We start from the raw sequence: 15923 nt of genomic DNA on the forward strand, positions 1-15923 counted from the left end.
CGGGCCGTGGACGCCGCCGCCTGGGACACGAAGTACGCCGCCGCCGAGCTGCTGTGGTCCGTCGGGCCCAACCGGTTCGTCGCCGAGGAGTGCGCACCCCTGACGCCCGGGACCGCGGTCGACCTCGCCGCCGGCGAGGGACGCAACGCCCTGTGGCTCGCCTCCCTCGGCTGGCGGGTCACAGCCGTGGACTTCTCCGGAGTCGCGATCGCCCGCGGCTCGGCGCTGCCCGGCGCCGACGCCGTCACCTGGGTCGTCGACGACGCCACGACCTGGCGGCCGCCGTCGAGGGTCGACCTGGTGGTCGCGGCGTACCTGCAGCTGCCGACGCCCGACCTCGCCGCGGCGGTCGACACCGCCGTCGACGCCCTGGCGCCCGGCGGGACGCTGGTGTGGGTCGCCCACGACCGCAGCAACGTCGAGCACGGCGTCGGCGGACCGCGCGACCCCGCGGTGCTGCCCACCGCCACGGAGCTCGCCGCGGAGCTGTCCGCGGCGGGCCGCCGCCTGGGCGCCGAGGTCGAGGTACGGCGCGCCGAGCGGGTCGAGCGTCCGACCGACGGCGGGACCGCCCTGGACTGCCTGGTGGTCGCCGGCCGACTCAGCTGAGGCGGAGCGTGCCCAGCACGTGACGGGCGGCCTCGCCGCCCTGCTCCTCGGCCAGCGCGAGCGCGCCGGGGACGTCCAGGTCGTCGCGCAGCCGGGCGGTGACCGCCTCCACCGCGGCCTCCCCGTCACCGGAGGGCCGGCGGGCGGCCGCGGCGTACAGCGACTCCAGGCGGGCCTCGGCGGCGTCCAGCAGCCCGGGGTGCCACGACCACGACGCGGCCCAGGGCCGGTCGAGCAGCATCAGCCGCAGCGCCGGGGGCGAGCACGACTCGAGCAGGTCGTCGACGAGGACGAGGTTGCCGGTCGACTTCGCCATCTTCTCGCCGTCGACCATGACGGTCCCGACGTGCACCACCGAGCGGGCGAACGGCGCGACGCCGGTGGCCGCGCGGACCATCGCGGACTGGAACGCGTGGTGGGGGAAGGCGAGGTCGGCGCCGCCGACGAGGACGTCGAGGCTCGCGCCGTGCACCGCAAGCGCCATCGCGGCGCACTCCGCGTGCCACCCCGGCCGGCCCCAGCCCCACGGGCTCGGCCAGGCGGGCTCGCCGTCCGCCGACGGGCGCCACACGGCGACGTCGAGCGGGTGCGCCTTGGCGGGGTCGCCCGGCTCGTCGCCGTACGTCGCGGCGAGGGCGAGCGCCTCGGCCTCGGGCAGGCCGACCGAGGCGGGCACGTCGGCGCCGTGGAACCAGACGGTCCCGTCCGCCTCGTGCGCGGCCCCCGCGGCGACCAGCGCGGCCGCGAGCTGCTGGACGCCGCGGACGTGGTGGCGCGAGCGCGGGCGGTGCCGCGGCGTGGCGACGCGCAGCGCCTGCATGCTGCGCTCGAAGACGGCCTCCTGGACGACGGCGAGCTCGTCGTAGTGGCGGCCCCGCGCCCGGGCCGCGTCGAGCAGGACGTCGTCGACGTCGGTGACGTTGCGGCAGGTGTGGACGTCCGCGCCGAGCGAGCCGAGCACGGTCGTGAGGACGTCGGCCCACACGAAGGTGGCGGCGTGGCCGAGGTGGGTGACGTCGTACGGCGTGATCCCGCAGACGTAGACGCGGGCCGCGCCCACCACGGGCAGGGCGGATCCGGCCAGCACCAGCGGCAGGTCGTGCTGCGGCACCCCGCCGGACCGCTGCGCGCTCTCGAGCGTGCCGGACCCCATCGTCGTCCCGTCCATGGCGCCCATCCTGGCACCCGGCTCAGGCGCGGTGGTCCTCCGCCGTGGTGGGGCTCTCGGGCTCCGCGACCGGGTCGCCGTACACGCCCTGGTCGCGGGCGTTGCGGGCGTTGCGGATCCGGTGGACGAAGCTCCAGCACAGCAGCGCCACGACGCCGCAGAGGCCGAAGAAGATGGCGAACGCCGTCCAGCCGGCCTTGACGTCCTCGGGCTCCGGGCCCTGCTCGATGCCGCCCGGCGCCGGGGCGTCCGCGAGGACGCTGAACGCCGTGGTGGCGAGGTCGTTGACGAGCGCGATCACACCCCCCATCGTCTCACCCCCGCGGTTGCGACCCGACCTCGGCGACGGCGTCGGCCCGAACGCCCACGAACAGGTCGTCCTCCGGCAGCGGCGCGCCGGTGGTGTCGACGACGCGCTCGAAGTCCTCGGTGGGCCACACCGCGCGCTGCAGGTCCATGGGGATCGCGAACCAGTGCCCGTCGGGGTCGATCTGGGTGGCGTGCGCCAGCAGCGCGCGGTCGCGGACCTCGAAGTAGTCGCCGCAGGGCACCTTCGTGGTGATGCGGGCGTCCCAGTCGGGCTCGGGGACCCACTTCTCCAACCGCTCGGCCCACGGCGACTCGAGGCCGCGCTCGAGGAGCGCGTCGTGGATTGCCTGCGTGCGCGGCCGGTTGAAGCCGTGGTGGTAGTAGAGCTTCTGCGGCGTCCAGGGCTCCCCCGCGTCGGGGTAGGCGTCCGGGTCGCCGGCGGCCTCGAAGGCCGCCACCGTCACCCGGTGGCACATCACGTGGTCGGGGTGCGGGTAGCCGCCGCGCTCGTCGTACGTCGTGACGACGTGGGGGCGGACCTCCCGGATCAGGCGCACGAGGGGCTCGGCGGCCTCCTCCACGGGGACCAGCCCGAAGCAGCCCTCCGGCAGCGGCGGCTTCGGGTCGCCGTCGGGCCAGCCGGAGTCCACGAAGCCCAGCCAGTGCTGGGTGATCCCGAGGATCTCGCGGGCGGCGTCCATCTCGGCGCGACGGATCTCCGTCATGTTCTCGAGGACGTCGGGCCGCTCCATGCGCGGGTTGAGGATCGATCCCCGCTCGCCGCCGGTGCAGGTCACGACGTGGACGTCGGCGCCCTGGTCGACGTACATCGCCGTCGACGCCGCGCCCTTGCTCGACTCGTCGTCGGGGTGGGCGTGGACGTGCATGAGGCGCAGGCCCGCCCGGGGCCCGCCACGCTCGGCTGCGGCGACGGCCGAGGCCGCGGTGTCGGTGTGCTCCGCGGTGTGCGCGGCGCCGTCCGGGGCGTCCGATCCGTCGGCTCGCGAGGGGGTCTCGTGCATGGCTCCACGGTAGTCCGGGCGCTGCCGCCGAGGTCCGGCAGTCCGGCGACCACACGGGTGGGACGATGGACCCATGAGCACGTCGACCGACACCTCCGGGTCGGGGAGCGCGGGATCGGTGCCGGCCGACCGGTACGGCGCCCCGCGGGTCAGCGCCCGCCGCGCCGGGATCGTCGGGCTCGTGGTCGTCGGCCTCCTGGCCGCCGTCTGGCTGACCTGGGTCACGCTCGCCCACAGCTCGCCCGAGGTCCGCTCGCAGCTGACCGGCTGGGACGTCGTGGACGACGGCTCGGTGACCGCGATCCTCACGGTGACCATCGACCCCGACGTCGTCGCCACCTGCCGGGTCCGCGCGGTCGCGGAGGACCACACCATCGTCGGCGAGCTCGGCTTCACCGTCGACGGCTCGGACGTCAACGGCACGGGACGCCTCGAGCGCACCGTCCGCACCGAGCGCCGCGCCACCGCCGTGGACGACCTCGGCTGCACCACCGCGGACCAGTCCCGCCCCCGCTGAGCCCCCGCTGAGCCCCCGCTGAGCCCTCGCTCGCGCCGGAGATTGCTAGACTGACCGCTTCCTCCCGCAGGAACCGCTACCACCGGCTGCCCCCAGGCAGCGGGGAGACGGCGTGCCGGCCCCTCGGCCGCACCGCCGCCCGGACACGCGGGAGCAGGACCGAGACAGATCCGATCAAGCCGGACGCACGGCGTACCGGCACGATGCCGCACTACCCCAGGAGCACCCGATGACGCAGGCCGAGCAGAACACCGTGTGGCTGACGCAGGAGGCCTACGACAAGCTCACCGCGGAGCTCGAGGAGCTCAAGGGGCCGATCCGCCAGGAGATCGTCGACCGGATCAGCGCCGCCCGCGACGAGGGGGACCTCAAGGAGAACGGCGGCTACCACGCCGCCCGCGAGGAGCAGGGCAAGGTCGAGGGCCGCATCCTGCAGCTGCAGGACATGCTGCGTCGCGCCGAGGTCGGCGAGACCCCGGACGACGACGGCACGGTCTCCCCCGGCATGAAGGTGACCTACAAGTTCGTCGGCGACGACGACACCGAGACCTTCCTGCTCGGCGCCCGTGAGATCGAGGACGACACCATCGCCGTCTACTCCCCCCAGTCGCCGCTCGGCTCCGCCATCGTCGGCGCCAAGGTCGGCGACGTCGTCGGGTACGACGCCCCCAACGGCAAGCGCCTCGAGGTCGAGGTCGTCGAGGCGGTCCCCTTCACGGGCTGATCCCCGACCCGCACCACACCGCCGGTCGAGGTGCGAGCCCGCTCAGGCCGGGCCGGTCTCCTCGACGCGGTAGCCGCGCTCGCGCAGGCGAGCAATGACGTCGGCGGCGTGCGGGTCGCCGCGAGTCTCGGCGTGGATGCGGACCTCGACCTCGTCGATCCGCAGCTCCGGCGAGATGCGCTCGTGCCACACGTCGAGGACGTTGGCGCCGGCGCCGGCGACGTCGACCAGCAGCTGGGCGAGTCCGCCGGGCCGGTCCGGCACGCAGACCCGCAGGGACAGGAAGCGGCCGGCGGCCGCCATGCCGTGCCGGATGACCTTGCCGAGCAGGAGCGGGTCGATGTTGCCGCCCGACAGGACGGCGACCGCGGGGGTCTCGACGAGGCCGGGGGCGGCCATCAGCGCCGCGACGGCGGCGGCGCCGGCGGGCTCCACGACCATCTTGGCCCGCTCGAGCAGCGCGAGCAGGGCCCGCGACATCATCTCCTCGCTGACGGTGACGATCTCGTCGACGTGGTCGGAGACCGCGGCGAAGGGCACGTCGCCGGGGCGTCCGACCGCGATGCCGTCGGCCATCGTGGACATCGACGTCAGGGCCACCGGCTCACCGGCCTCGAGCGAGCCCGGGTAGGCCGCGGCGTTCTCGGCCTGGACGCCGACGACGCGGATCGACGGGTCGCTCGCCTTGAGCGCGAGGGCGACCCCGGCCAGCAGTCCCCCACCGCCGGTCGGCACGAGCACGGTGCGGACGCCGGGTGACTGCTCCAGCAGCTCGAGGCCCAGCGTCCCCTGCCCGGCGACGATGTCGACGTGGTCGAAGGGGTGGATCAGCACGGCGCCGGTCTCGGCGGCGTACTCCCGGGCCCGGCCCAGGGCCTCGTCCACGGAGCCGCCGTGGAACAGCACCTCGGCGCCGTACCCGCGGGTGGCCTTCTCCTTCGGGATCGGGGCGCCGACCGGCATGAACACCGTCGCCCGGATGCCGAGCATCTGCGCGGCCAGGGCGACGCCCTGCGCGTGGTTGCCGGCGGAGGCGGCGACGACGCCGTTCGCGCGCTCCTCCGCGGACAGCCGGGACATCCGCAGATAGGCGCCGCGGATCTTGAACGAGCCGCAGCGCTGGAGGTTCTCGCACTTGAGCCGCACGGGGCCGCCGGCGAGGTCGGAGAGCCAGCGCGACTCCTCCATGGGCGTGTACGTCGCGACGCCGGCGAGGACCTCGCGGGCGGCGACGATGTCGTCGAGCCCCACCGCGGCGGTCGGGTCGGTCGTCCTGGTCGTGGTCACGGGGTGGCTGCCTCCGTCTCCTCGGCGGGCGGGCCGGGGGCGACGTCGTGCCCGGCCAGGTGGTGGACGACCGCGTTGAGGGCGGCGACCAGGGGGACGGCGATCAGCGCGCCGGCGATCCCGGCGACCAGGACGCCGCAGCCGATGGCGACGATCACGCCCAGCGGGTGGACCGACACGAACCGACCGGTGAGGAACGGCTGCAGCAGGTGCCCCTCGATCTGCTGGACGACGATGACGCCGACCAGCATCAGCAGCGCCACCCACGGCCCGTGCGCGACGAGGGCGACGAGGACGGCGACGCCGCCGGCGACGGTGGCGCCGACCATCGGCACGAAGGCGCCGAGGAAGACCAGGACGCCGATCGCGGCCACCAGGGGGACGTCGAGCACGGCCGCCCAGATCATGATCCCGATCGAGTCGGCGAGCGCGATGATGACGGTGGCGCGCACGAAACGGGTCAGCGACACCCAGGCGACGCGGCCGGAGCCGTCCAGCTGCTCCCGGGCGTCACGGGGCGCGATGCGCACCACCCAGCCCCAGATGCGGGCGCCGTCGGCGAGGAAGAAGTAGGTCGCGAACAGCACGATGAACATGCCCGCGACGACGTGCCCGAGCGCCAGCCCGAACTCGGTGACCTGGGTCAGCACACCACCCTCGCGGGCGGTGGAGACGACGGTGTCCTGCGCCTGCCCGAGCCAGGTGTTGATCTGGGTGTCGGAGGCGCCGAGCGGACCGTCCTGGACCCAGGTCCGCACCTGCCCGAGACCGGTGGCGACCTGGGCGGCGAGGTCGGAGGCGCCGTCCGCGACCTGGCGACCGACGAAGGTCAGCAGCGCCGCCAATCCGCCCAGGCCGAGGAGGACGACGACGAGCGCCCCGAGGGCCTTCGGGACGCCGACCCTGCGCAGCAGGGCCACGCCGGGGCTCGCGAGGGCGGCCACCAGCAGGGAGATGGCGAGCGGCAGCGTGACCACCGCGAAGTAGGCCAGGAGCCACAGCACGAGGTAGCCCGCGCCGGCGATCAGCAGCAGCCGCCACGACCACGCGGCGGCGAGGTCCAGGCCCCAGGGCACCTCGGCGCGCCGGAGGTTCGACGCTCCCCCGACCGGGACCGGGGCGTGCCGGGCCTCCAGGGCCTCCAGCCGGCGCTGGCGCAGGGCGGCCCACTGCTGGCCGAGCAGCCGCGTACGACGCTCGGTCGCCGACCGCTCCTTCTCGGCGGCGGTCAGCGGCTCGCGGCGGTCAGCCGGGTCCCTCGGGTCCCCCGCGTCAGTCCGGTCGGCCTGGTCGGCCCGGTCGAGGGGGGCACCGACGGGCGCGTCGGGACCTGTCCGGGCCTGCACGGCCTCGAGATCGTCGCCGACACTGGTCACTCGCCCAGGCTACTCACCCGAGCGCGCGGTCGAGGTCGGCCAGCAGGTCCTCGACGGTCTCGATCCCGACGGACAGCCGGACGAGGTTCGCGGGCACCTCCAGCGAGGTCCCCGCGACCGAGGCGTGGGTCATCCGGCCGGGGTGCTCGATCAGCGACTCGATACCGCCCAGGGACTCCGCGAGGGTGAACACCTCGGCCCTCCCGCACGTGTCGAGGGCGGCCTGCTCGCCGCCGGCGTGGCGGAACGAGACGATGCCGCCGTACCGCGCCATCTGGCGCGTCGCGACCTCGTGGCCCGGGTGGGAGGCGAGGCCGGGGTAGATGACCACGGCGACCCGGGGGTCGGCCTCGAGGAAGGCCACGACGGCCTCGGCGTTGTCGCAGTGGCGCTCCATCCGCACCGCGAGCGTCTTGAGACCGCGCAGCACCAGCCACGAGTCGAACGCCCCCGCGACGGCGCCGATCGCGTTCTGGTGGAAGGCGACCCGCTCGGCCAGGTCGGCGTCCCGGACGGCGAGCGCGCCGCCGACGACGTCGGAGTGGCCGCCGGCGTACTTGGTCGTGGAGTGCACGACGACGTCCGCGCCGAGCGTGAGCGGCTGCTGCAGGTACGACGAGGCGAAGGTGTTGTCGACGACCAGCAGCGCGCCCGCGTCGTGGGCGACGCCGGCGAGGGCCTCGATGTCGCCGACGCCGAGCAGCGGGTTGGTGGGGGTCTCCAGCCAGACCAGGCGGGTCCGGCCGGGCTCGATCGCGGCCGCGACGGCGTCGACGTCGGCGACGGGCGCCGTCGTGTAGTCGAGGCCCCACGGCTTCTCGACGGAGTCGAACAGCCGGAAGGTGCCGCCGTACGCGTCGTCGGGGATGACGACGTGGTCGCCCGGCGTGCAGGTCGCGCGGACCAGGGTGTCCTCGGCGGCGAGGCCGGAGGCGAACGCGAAGCCGCGCTCGGCCAGCTCGAGCGCCGCGACCGTCTGCTCCAGCGCGGTGCGGGTCGGGTTCGCGGAGCGGCTGTACTCGTAGCCGCCGCGCAGCCCGCCGACGCCGTCCTGCTTGTACGTCGACGTCGCGAAGATCGGCGGGATCACCGCGCCGGTGGCCGGGTCCGGCTCCCAGCCCGCGTGGATCGCGCGGGTCTCGAACCCCGCCTTGTCGTGCTGGGGTCCGCTCGCGCCGTCACTCACCACTCGAGGCTATCCGGGGTGGGCCGGGGGCCCTACGGTGACCGTCGTGGGTGACCAGCCGCGGCCGTCGACCGCCTACCTCGACGTCCTGCGCGAGCAGACCGCCCGCCGGGCGGCGGTCGCGGAGCCGCTGACCTCGGCGTACGCCGGCGCGGGCGAGGCCCTGCACGCCCGGGTCGCCGCCGACGTGGACGCGGCCGGCGGTGACCTCGTCGCCCTGGCCGCGGACCTGCACGCCCACCCCGAGCTGGCCTTCGCCGAGACCCGCTCCGCGGCCGCGGTCGCCTCCCTCGCGCAGCACCTCGGCCTGGCGCCGCAGGTCGGCGTCCACGGCCTGGCGACGGCGGTGCGCGCGGAGGTGACGAGCCCGGGCTTCGACCCGGTCCGCCACCGGACCGTCGCCGTCCTCGCCGAGTACGACGCCCTGCCGGGCCTGGGCCACGCGTGCGGCCACAACGTCATCGCCGCGACCGCCGTGGGCGCCGCGGCCGCGCTGGGCCGGGTCCTCGCCGACCCGCCCGCCGGGCTGGAGGGCCGGGTCGTGCTGCTCGGATGCCCGGCCGAGGAGGGGCACACCGGCAAGGAGTACCTCGCCCACGGCGGCGCGTTCGACGGTCTGGACGCGGCCGTGATGGTGCACCCGTTCGGCGCCGACGTGGCCGACCAGGTGTGGCTCGGGCGGCGGGTGCTCAGCGCGACCTGGACCGGGGTGTCCGCGCACGCCTCGGCCAGCCCGTTCGCCGGCCGCAACGCCCTCGACGCGGCGTCGCTGGCCTACCAGGGCATCGGCCTGCTGCGGCAGCAGACGCCGCCCGTCGACCGGGTGCACGCCGTGATCGTCGACGGCGGCCACCGCGCCTCGGTCATCCCGGACCGCGCGCGAATGGACCTCTACGTCCGCTCCCCCTTCCCCGAGACCCTCGCGGACCTGTCGCGCCGGGTCGACGACGTCCTCCACGGCGCAGCGCGGATGGCGGGCGTGGGGGTCGACGTGGTCTGGGACGAGCACCCGCCGTCCCTGCCCGTGCGCGGCAACGGCCCGCTGACCGGCCGCTGGTCGGTGGCGCAGCAGGCCCGCGGCCGGTCGCCGTACCCGCCGGGGGTGGTGCCGGAGACCCTCGCCGCGTCGACCGACTTCGGCAACGTCAGCTACCGCGTGCCCGGCATCCACCCGCTCATCGGGATCGCCGGGGAGGACGTCGCGCTGCACACCGCCGAGTTCGCCGAGGCTGCGCGCTCCGACGCGGCGGCCCGCGCGGCGGTCGACGGAGCTGCCGGCCTCGCCGCCGTCGCGCTCGACCTGCTCGCCGACGACGTCCTCGCCGACGCGGTCCGCGCCGACTTCGAGGACGCGGGCGGCGCGCTGGACGTCGCCGCCTACTTCGACTGACCAGCCGACCTCGAGGAACGAGAGGTCGGCGTCGGTCGGTCGGGTCGAGCAGGCCCGCGACCGAGGCACGAGGTCGCGACGGCCGTGTCGAGACACTGACTGACCAGCCGGCCTCGGCGACGAGGGGTGGAACCTTTTCGCCCCCCGCGCTGTTATGGAGGCATGTTCGGTCTGGGAAACAAGCAGCAGATGATCGCCCCCGAGGACGCCCTGAAGGGCCAGGAGCGCGAGTGGGTCCACCTCGCGCCGAAGCACGTGGTGCTGGACGCGCCGGTGCGCACCGACGAGGTCCCCGACGGCTACGAGGTCGCGATCTTCGGCCTCGGGTGCTTCTGGGGCGCCGAGGAGATCTACTGGCAGATGGACGGCGTCTGGTCGACATCCGTCGGGTACGCCGGCGGCTACACGCCGTTCCCGTCGTACCGCGAGGTCTGCACGGGCCGCACCGGCCACACGGAGGCCGTGCGGATCGTGTTCGACCCCTCCGTGGTCACCTTCGCGGACCTGGTGAAGCGGTTCTTCGAGATCCACGACCCCACGCAGGGCATGCGCCAGGGCAACGACGTGGGCTCGCAGTACCGCTCCGCCATCTACTTCACGACGCCCGGGCAGGAGCAGACGGCGCGCGAGCTGACCAAGGTCTACGCCGACGAGCTCACCAACCGCCGCTTCGGCGACGTCACGACGGAGATCGCCCCGGCGGGCGAGTACTACTACGCCGAGGACGAGCACCAGCAGTACCTGGCGAAGAACCCCTTCGGCTACCGCTGCCACGCCAACACCGGCGTGCGGTTCCCGGCGACGGCCTGACGTCCTTCGGCCGGCCCGACCCGGACTAGCCCCGGGTCGGGCGGGTCACGGCGGCGACGAGGGCGGCTGCGGCCACCGCCGCGAGAGCACGGACGCCGGCGGGTCGCTGCGACGTCACCGCGGTGGTGGCCAGCCCCCACGTCGCGGTGGTGGTGACGGCGCCGACCCCGGGCCCGCGCCGCCGGACGACCGCGAGCGGCGCTCCCGCCGCCGCGACGAGCGCGGCGACGTCGAGGGGCGTGGCTAGGGGGTCGCTGTTCACGAGCCCGGACCGGCGGGCCTCCGTCGTGACGTTGACGGCGCTGGCGAGCATCGTCCAGCCGAGGAGCAGCCCGGCCGCCACCGGGGTCGTCCCCCGTCCGGCGCCGCGCTGCTCGAGCCGGCGTACGGCGAGGGCGCTCGATGCCGCGGCCGCTGACAGCACCGCGGGGGTGGGCCGGTAGTGGTCCGTCTGCGCGAGCAGCGCCCACGCCGTGTTGCCGGCGTACGCCGCCACGAGGGGCCAGCGGGTAGCCTCGTCGCCCTCCTGCGGCTGACGGACACGCCCGACGGTGTCGGCCGCGCAGGCCGCGAAGATCGGGAACCAGACCCCGAACGCGTAGCCGGGCGGCGCGATCGGGCTCTGCGGCCCCGTGTCGTACCCCTCGCCGTCGCTCAGCAGCGGACCCAGGGTCGGCACGAGGACGAACGCGGCACAGGAGCCCGCGAGGGCGGCGTCGGCGGGGCGCATCGCCTCACGGTAGTCCGACAACCGGTGGTCGGTGACGAGCCACCTTGCGGCGCCTTTGCGGTCGGTTCTCCGCTCCTGGCACGGAAAACGGACCGCAAAGGCGCTGTCGACCCTCGACCCAGCGGCCCTCGAAGCGTCGTCACTGCTGCTCGACCACCGGTGGGCGGGGGCGGACGCAGCGAGCGCCCCGACCCGCAGGGGGTCGGGGCGCTCGGTGTGCAGCAGCGGGAGCCGGTGCTCAGGGCTCCAGGATCGCGCGGCCGCGGACGCGGCCGTTGTCGAGGTCCGTGATGGCCGACTGGAAGTCGTCCAGCGCGTACTTCTGGGTGTGCAGCGTCACCGCGCCACGCGCGGTCAGCGCCATCAGGTCGCACAAGTCGTTGTAGGACCCGACGAGGTTGCCGATGATGTTGATCTCGGTGGAGACGATGTCGATGGTGGGGATGTCGATGTTCTCGCCGTAGCCGACCACGTGGTAGTCGCCCGCCTGGCGGAGCATCTGGACGTTCTCCTTGGTCGCACCGCCCTCGCCGACGAAGTCGACGAGCACCTCGCCGCCGAACCCGTTCGTCAGCTCCAGCACCTGGTCGATGTGGGTGCCGTCGGAGACGACGCCGTGGTCGGCCCCGATGCTCAGCGCCAGCTTCAGCGCGTCGGGGTTGCGGTCGACGACGATCAGCTCGGCCGGGGTCAGGGCCCGGAGGACCTGGATCCCGATGTGACCGAGCCCGCCGGCGCCGACGATCACGCACTTGTCGCGCGGGGTCAGGCGCTTCGCCGCCTTCGCCGCCGCGTGGTACGCCGTGAGGCCGGCGTCCGCGAGCGCCGCGACGTCCGACGGCTCGAGCGAGTCGTCGAGCTTGACCACCGAGCGGGCGGTGGTCAGCAGGTACTCGGCGTAGCCGCCGTCGGAGTCGATGCCCGGGAACCGGTTGTTCTCGCAGTGCACGTCGTCGCCCGAGCGGCACGCGCGGCACAGGCCGCAGGTGACGAGCGGGTGGAGGATCACCTTGTCGCCCTCGGCGACGTTGGTGACCCCGGAGCCGACGGCGTGCACCCAGCCGGCGTTCTCGTGGCCGATCGTGTACGGCAGCGCGACGCCCGACTTCTCCTCCCACTGCCCCTCGAGGATGTGGAGGTCGGTGCGGCAGACGCCCGCCGCGCCGATCTTCACGACCACGTCCATCGGCCCGGAGACCTCCGGCATCGGGACGTCGTCCATCTGCAGGTCCTGGTGGTAGCCGACGACGCGGACGGCGCGCATGGTGCTCATCGGAGCTGCTCCTTGAGGGTGGTGAGGGGGAAGAACGTCTCGGGCTCGCGGGGCGCCTGGTCGGCGTCCGAGCCCGGGTAGCGGGTCGCCAGCAGCCCCCGGCAGAAGTGGGCGTTGCCGTCGATGGAGATCCGCGTCGAGCGGGCCCGGCGCAGGGCCATCGGCACCTCCTCGGTCGCGTAGGTCCGGCCGGTGGCGTCGACCATGACCGGGGCGTCCGCGGCGTCCGGCAGGCCGAGCGCCTCGCGGCGACGCAGGAGCGCGTCGGTCGCGTGGTCGCCGGACGGCAGGTCGGCGAGCGTGACGGTGCCGAGGTCGGCCTCCGCCAGCTCGTCGTCCGCCCGGAGCAGCGCCGTTAGGCACCGCTCCATCGCTGCCGTGTGGGCCTTGCGGCGGAAGATCGCCCGCAGGTCGTCCAGGCTGTCCTCGGCCTCGTGGCCGAAGGTGCCCCGGTAGCCCGCGTCGGCCGCGAGGCCGGCGTTGATCCGCTCCGAGTCGTGGTGGTCGTCGAGCTCGACGACCACCCGACCCGGGGCGTCGTACCCGGGCAGTGCGGTCAGCACGTCCTTGGCGTCGGACACCATCAGGTAGGCGAAGCTCGGCGAGCAGAACGACGTCGGCAGGCGCAGGTGCACCTCGAGGACGTCGTCGTCGCGGAACGTCACCGACTGGACGAAGCCCAGGTCCGTGATGGGCTCGTCGAGCTCGGGGTCGAGGACGACGTCGAGCGCCGTCATCACCTCGTCCCGGGTCAGCTCCCCCGTCGACGCGGGCATGAGCGTGCTGGTCACTGCCACTCCCTTCGGTACGTCGGTCGGCTCAGGCCGGCTGCAGGTCGGCGTCGACCGCGTCGGTGTCGCGGGGACCCGTCGCGGTGGCGTCGTCCTCGGGCAGCTGGAGCTCGGCAGGCACCGGGATGTCGTACATCTTGGCGGCGTTGAGACCGAGGATCTTCTTCTTCTGCGCCGTGGTGATCGGGGCGTACTCGCTCATGTCCTCGGGGATCTGGAAGTCGACGAACTTCTCGACCAGCCACTTCGGCGTCCAGATCGCGTAGTCGGAGGAGAACTGGATGCGGTCCTCGCCGATCCAGTACAGGAGCTCGCCCATGATCTGCGCGAAGTAGCGGGGACGGGTGTGGATGAACGGCATCGCGACCGCGAGGCCGCCGTGCACGTTGGGCTCCTGGGTGGCGATCCAGCAGAAGTCCTCGAGGCGCGGCAGGCCGACGTGCTCGACGATGAAGTTGAGGTCGGTGAAGTCCGAGGCGACGTGGTCGACGTCGGCGACGTCGAAGGCGTCGCGGTCCAGCGGACGGATCGTGGGGCCCTTGTGAATGTGGATGTTCTTGATGCCGAGCTCGCGGCAGGCCTCGAAGTAGCGGTAGGCCCACGGGTCGTCGAGCTTCCAGCCACGGGACTCGCCGTGCCACTCGGCGGTGTAGAGCTTGACGCCCTTCAGGCCGTACTTCTCGGCGTCCTTGTGGAGCTGCTCGAGGCCGGCCTCGCCGTTGCGCGGGTCGAAGTTGTGGTTGTACGTGAGCTTGTCGGGGTGCTTCGCGGCGAGCTGCGAGGCCTCCTCGGACTGCCCGAAGCCGGTCTTGTAGAACTCGTGGAGGTAGGCCGGCTGGAAGATGGCGTGGTCGGCGTAGCCGTCCGTGAAGATGTCCTTCATCAGGCGCTCGCCGCCCTGGTACAGGTACTCGTCGTACGACCACACCTCGGACTCCGGGGAGAGGTTGCGGTGATAGTCGTAGAAGCAGTCGATGAACTGCTTGCCGTGAATGTTCCGCTGGTTCTCCTCGCGGGCGTCCCACAGGGCGATGTGGGCGTCGACGATGAAGTACTTCTCGCCGTCCTTCGTGTACATGCAGCCTCCTAGAGATCGCGCGTGACGGCTGTCACGGCGGCACCCTTCGGACGCTACGTCCGCCCGGTGGGTGAGCGGACCCTCGTGCTGTCTCACTCTGAGACGTAACCTCGGTCACAGCCGGCCGCAGCGTCGCGTGCCGCCCTGGGGGTCCGATGAGCCACAACCACCTCACACATCACACGCCTGTGGACTGCACCTGCGTCGACGGCGTCCCCGCCCGCCTGCGGGCGTCCTGGCTGCGCAGCGAGGAGTACGGCGTCCCCGCCGACGAGGTCCAGCCCGTGTTCTCGGGCCGGGTGGAGGAGACCTCGCTGTTCCACCGCTGCGGCTCCGAGGTGCTCGCCGACCTCCACCGGACCCTGGGCGGGGAGCCGGTGGGCCTGATGCTCACCGACGCCGACGGCGTCGTCCTCGAACGACGCTCCGGCGACGAGCGCCTGCTGCGCGAGCTCGACGCGGTCCACCTCGCCCCCGGCTTCTCGTACGCCGAGCGCGAGGCGGGCACCAACGGGCTCGGGCTGGCACTGGCCGACCGCATGCCGACGGTGGTGCGGGCCGAGGAGCACTACTCGCACAGCCTCGCGGCGTACACGTGCGCGGCGACGCCCGTGCAGGACCCGCGCACCGGGCACCTGCTGGGCGCGGTCAACCTCACGACCTGGTCGCGGGAGCGCAGCGACCTGCTGCTCGCGCTGTCGCAGTCGGCGGCCGCCACGACGTCGGCGCTGATGCTGGCCCGCGCGGGGAGCGACGAGGCACCCTCCCCGGCGCGCTCACCGCTGTTCCGGGTCACCGCTCCCCGCCTCGAGCCGGGGGCGGGCACCCTCGCCGACCTGGGCGGGGCCTGGGCGGAGGCCTCCGCACGGGCGGTCTCGGCGCTGCGCGACGGCCGGATCGTCACCGCGGTCGGCGAGAACGGCGTCGGCCGCGCGACCCTGCTGGCCCAGGCCGAGCGGCAGCTCTCGCCGCGCGGGCGCATCCTCGCGGCGTCCGCGCCCGCCGCGACCGACGTCGAGGCCTGGCTCGACCTGTGGAGCCCCGAGCTCGCCAAGCCCCACACCTCGATCGTGGTCTGCGGCGTGGACACCCTGCCCGCGTGGGCCGCCGAGCGGTTGCGGGACCTCGTGCTGTCCGCCCGGGCGACGGCTGCGGCCCGCGGCGACGGCCGGACCGGGGTGGCCCTGTCGATGACCGCCGAGCGCTTCGAGGACGTCCCCGCCGCCCTCGCCGGGCTGGTCGAGACCCTGCTCGAGCTGCCGCCGCTGCGGGAGCGACCGTCCGACGTCCTGCCCCTGGCGCGGCACGCGGCCTGGCGGGCGCGGGGCCGCGAGGTGGTCTTCACGCCGTCCGCGGAGCGGGCGCTGTCCGACCACGCCTGGCCCGGCAACGTCACCGAGCTCGTGGCGGCGGTCCGGTCGGCCGCCACCCGCACCGACCTGGTCGACGTGCGCCATCTGCCGACGTCCGTGCTGACCCCGGCGGGGCCGCGGCTGTCGCGCATCGAGGCCTTCGAGCGCGACGAGCTGGTGCGCGTGCTGTCCCGGTCGGGGACCTCCATGCAGGAGGCCGCGGACGAGCTCGGCATGTCCCGCGCGACCGTCTATCGGAAGGTCTCGCGCTACGGCATCCGCGTGCCGAAGACGTGAGCGC

The 15923-nt window shown here is 74.1% G+C and carries 16 protein-coding genes; 6 read left to right on the top strand and 10 right to left on the bottom strand.

Annotated features, from left to right (window positions below; all coding sequences use genetic code 11):
* Positions 1–6: 6 nt before the first annotated feature.
* A complete protein-coding gene (locus Q0858_RS08060; RefSeq protein ID WP_299052500.1) occupies positions 7–609 on the top strand; it encodes a class I SAM-dependent methyltransferase in 603 nt (200 codons plus the stop codon).
* On the opposite strand, the gene Q0858_RS08065 is transcribed toward Q0858_RS08060, so the two are convergent.
* The 3 genes from Q0858_RS08065 to mca are packed head-to-tail and all read right to left on the bottom strand — an operon-like array spanning position 602 to position 2973.
* Positions 602–1777: a class I tRNA ligase family protein gene (locus Q0858_RS08065; protein WP_299052503.1), complete on the bottom strand. Its 1176-nt coding sequence runs from the start codon at positions 1775–1777 to the stop codon at positions 602–604. The two genes, Q0858_RS08060 and Q0858_RS08065, sit on opposite strands and share 8 nt — an antisense overlap.
* A gap of 22 nt (positions 1778–1799) precedes the next feature.
* The gene (locus tag Q0858_RS08070) at positions 1800–2087 is read right to left on the bottom strand and encodes a hypothetical protein (protein WP_299052506.1); all 288 of its coding nucleotides are present in this window, start codon (positions 2085–2087) and stop codon (positions 1800–1802) included.
* A gap of 4 nt (positions 2088–2091) precedes the next feature.
* Positions 2092–2973, bottom strand: coding sequence for a mycothiol conjugate amidase Mca (gene mca / locus Q0858_RS08075; RefSeq protein WP_299052975.1), 882 nt, complete (start codon positions 2971–2973; stop codon positions 2092–2094).
* Between the two features lie 208 nt (positions 2974–3181).
* Between mca and Q0858_RS08080 the strand changes: the two genes are divergently transcribed.
* Both Q0858_RS08080 and greA read left to right on the top strand, forming a co-directional pair.
* Positions 3182–3625, top strand: a complete 444-nt coding sequence (locus Q0858_RS08080) for a DUF4307 domain-containing protein (protein WP_299052508.1) — start codon at positions 3182–3184, stop codon at positions 3623–3625.
* 229 nt (positions 3626–3854) lie between these two features.
* Positions 3855–4349, top strand: a complete 495-nt coding sequence (gene greA, locus Q0858_RS08085) for a transcription elongation factor GreA (protein ID WP_299052511.1) — start codon at positions 3855–3857, stop codon at positions 4347–4349.
* 42 nt (positions 4350–4391) lie between these two features.
* Here the strand turns inward: greA and ilvA are convergent, their stop codons facing one another.
* Genes ilvA through Q0858_RS08100 form a run of 3 tightly spaced genes read right to left on the bottom strand, consistent with a single transcriptional unit; the run spans position 4392 to position 8198 of the window.
* Complete coding sequence (gene ilvA / locus Q0858_RS08090) at positions 4392–5636, bottom strand: threonine ammonia-lyase (protein ID WP_299052514.1); 1245 nt, start codon at positions 5634–5636, stop codon at positions 4392–4394.
* Positions 5633–7012 (bottom strand): AI-2E family transporter, encoded by a 1380-nt coding sequence (locus Q0858_RS08095; RefSeq protein ID WP_299052517.1) that lies wholly within the window; start codon positions 7010–7012, stop codon positions 5633–5635. Before Q0858_RS08095 ends, ilvA begins: the two co-directional genes overlap by 4 nt.
* Positions 7013–7025: 13 nt before the next feature.
* Positions 7026–8198, bottom strand: coding sequence for a cystathionine gamma-synthase (locus Q0858_RS08100; protein ID WP_299052520.1), 1173 nt, complete (start codon positions 8196–8198; stop codon positions 7026–7028).
* 46 nt (positions 8199–8244) lie between these two features.
* Here Q0858_RS08100 and Q0858_RS08105 point away from each other — a divergent pair, with 46 nt between their 5' ends.
* Positions 8245–9588: an amidohydrolase gene (locus Q0858_RS08105; RefSeq protein WP_299052523.1), complete on the top strand. Its 1344-nt coding sequence runs from the start codon at positions 8245–8247 to the stop codon at positions 9586–9588.
* A 162-nt stretch (positions 9589–9750) separates the two neighbouring features.
* Positions 9751–10398: a peptide-methionine (S)-S-oxide reductase MsrA gene (gene msrA / locus Q0858_RS08110; protein ID WP_299052526.1), complete on the top strand. Its 648-nt coding sequence runs from the start codon at positions 9751–9753 to the stop codon at positions 10396–10398.
* Positions 10399–10423: 25 nt separating this feature from the next.
* On the opposite strand, the gene Q0858_RS08115 is transcribed toward msrA, so the two are convergent.
* From Q0858_RS08115 to Q0858_RS08130, 4 genes are all read right to left on the bottom strand, one after another.
* Positions 10424–11128, bottom strand: a complete 705-nt coding sequence (locus Q0858_RS08115) for a hypothetical protein (RefSeq protein ID WP_299052529.1) — start codon at positions 11126–11128, stop codon at positions 10424–10426.
* A gap of 238 nt (positions 11129–11366) precedes the next feature.
* Positions 11367–12401, bottom strand: a complete 1035-nt coding sequence (locus Q0858_RS08120) for an NAD(P)-dependent alcohol dehydrogenase (protein ID WP_299052532.1) — start codon at positions 12399–12401, stop codon at positions 11367–11369.
* Positions 12398–13192 (bottom strand): iron-sulfur cluster assembly protein, encoded by a 795-nt coding sequence (locus tag Q0858_RS08125; protein WP_299052535.1) that lies wholly within the window; start codon positions 13190–13192, stop codon positions 12398–12400. The genes Q0858_RS08120 and Q0858_RS08125 overlap by 4 nt, the downstream gene beginning before the upstream one ends.
* Positions 13193–13220: 28 nt before the next feature.
* Positions 13221–14270: an amidohydrolase family protein gene (locus Q0858_RS08130; RefSeq protein ID WP_299052538.1), complete on the bottom strand. Its 1050-nt coding sequence runs from the start codon at positions 14268–14270 to the stop codon at positions 13221–13223.
* A 188-nt stretch (positions 14271–14458) separates the two neighbouring features.
* On the opposite strand from Q0858_RS08130, the gene Q0858_RS08135 reads away from it, so the two are divergent.
* The gene (locus Q0858_RS08135; RefSeq protein WP_299052542.1) at positions 14459–15919 is read left to right on the top strand and encodes a GAF domain-containing protein; all 1461 of its coding nucleotides are present in this window, start codon (positions 14459–14461) and stop codon (positions 15917–15919) included.
* Positions 15920–15923 lie beyond the last annotated feature (4 nt).

The sequence above is a fragment of the uncultured Nocardioides sp. genome (assembly GCF_947489365.1).
Classification (GTDB): Bacteria; Actinomycetota; Actinomycetes; order Propionibacteriales; family Nocardioidaceae; genus Nocardioides.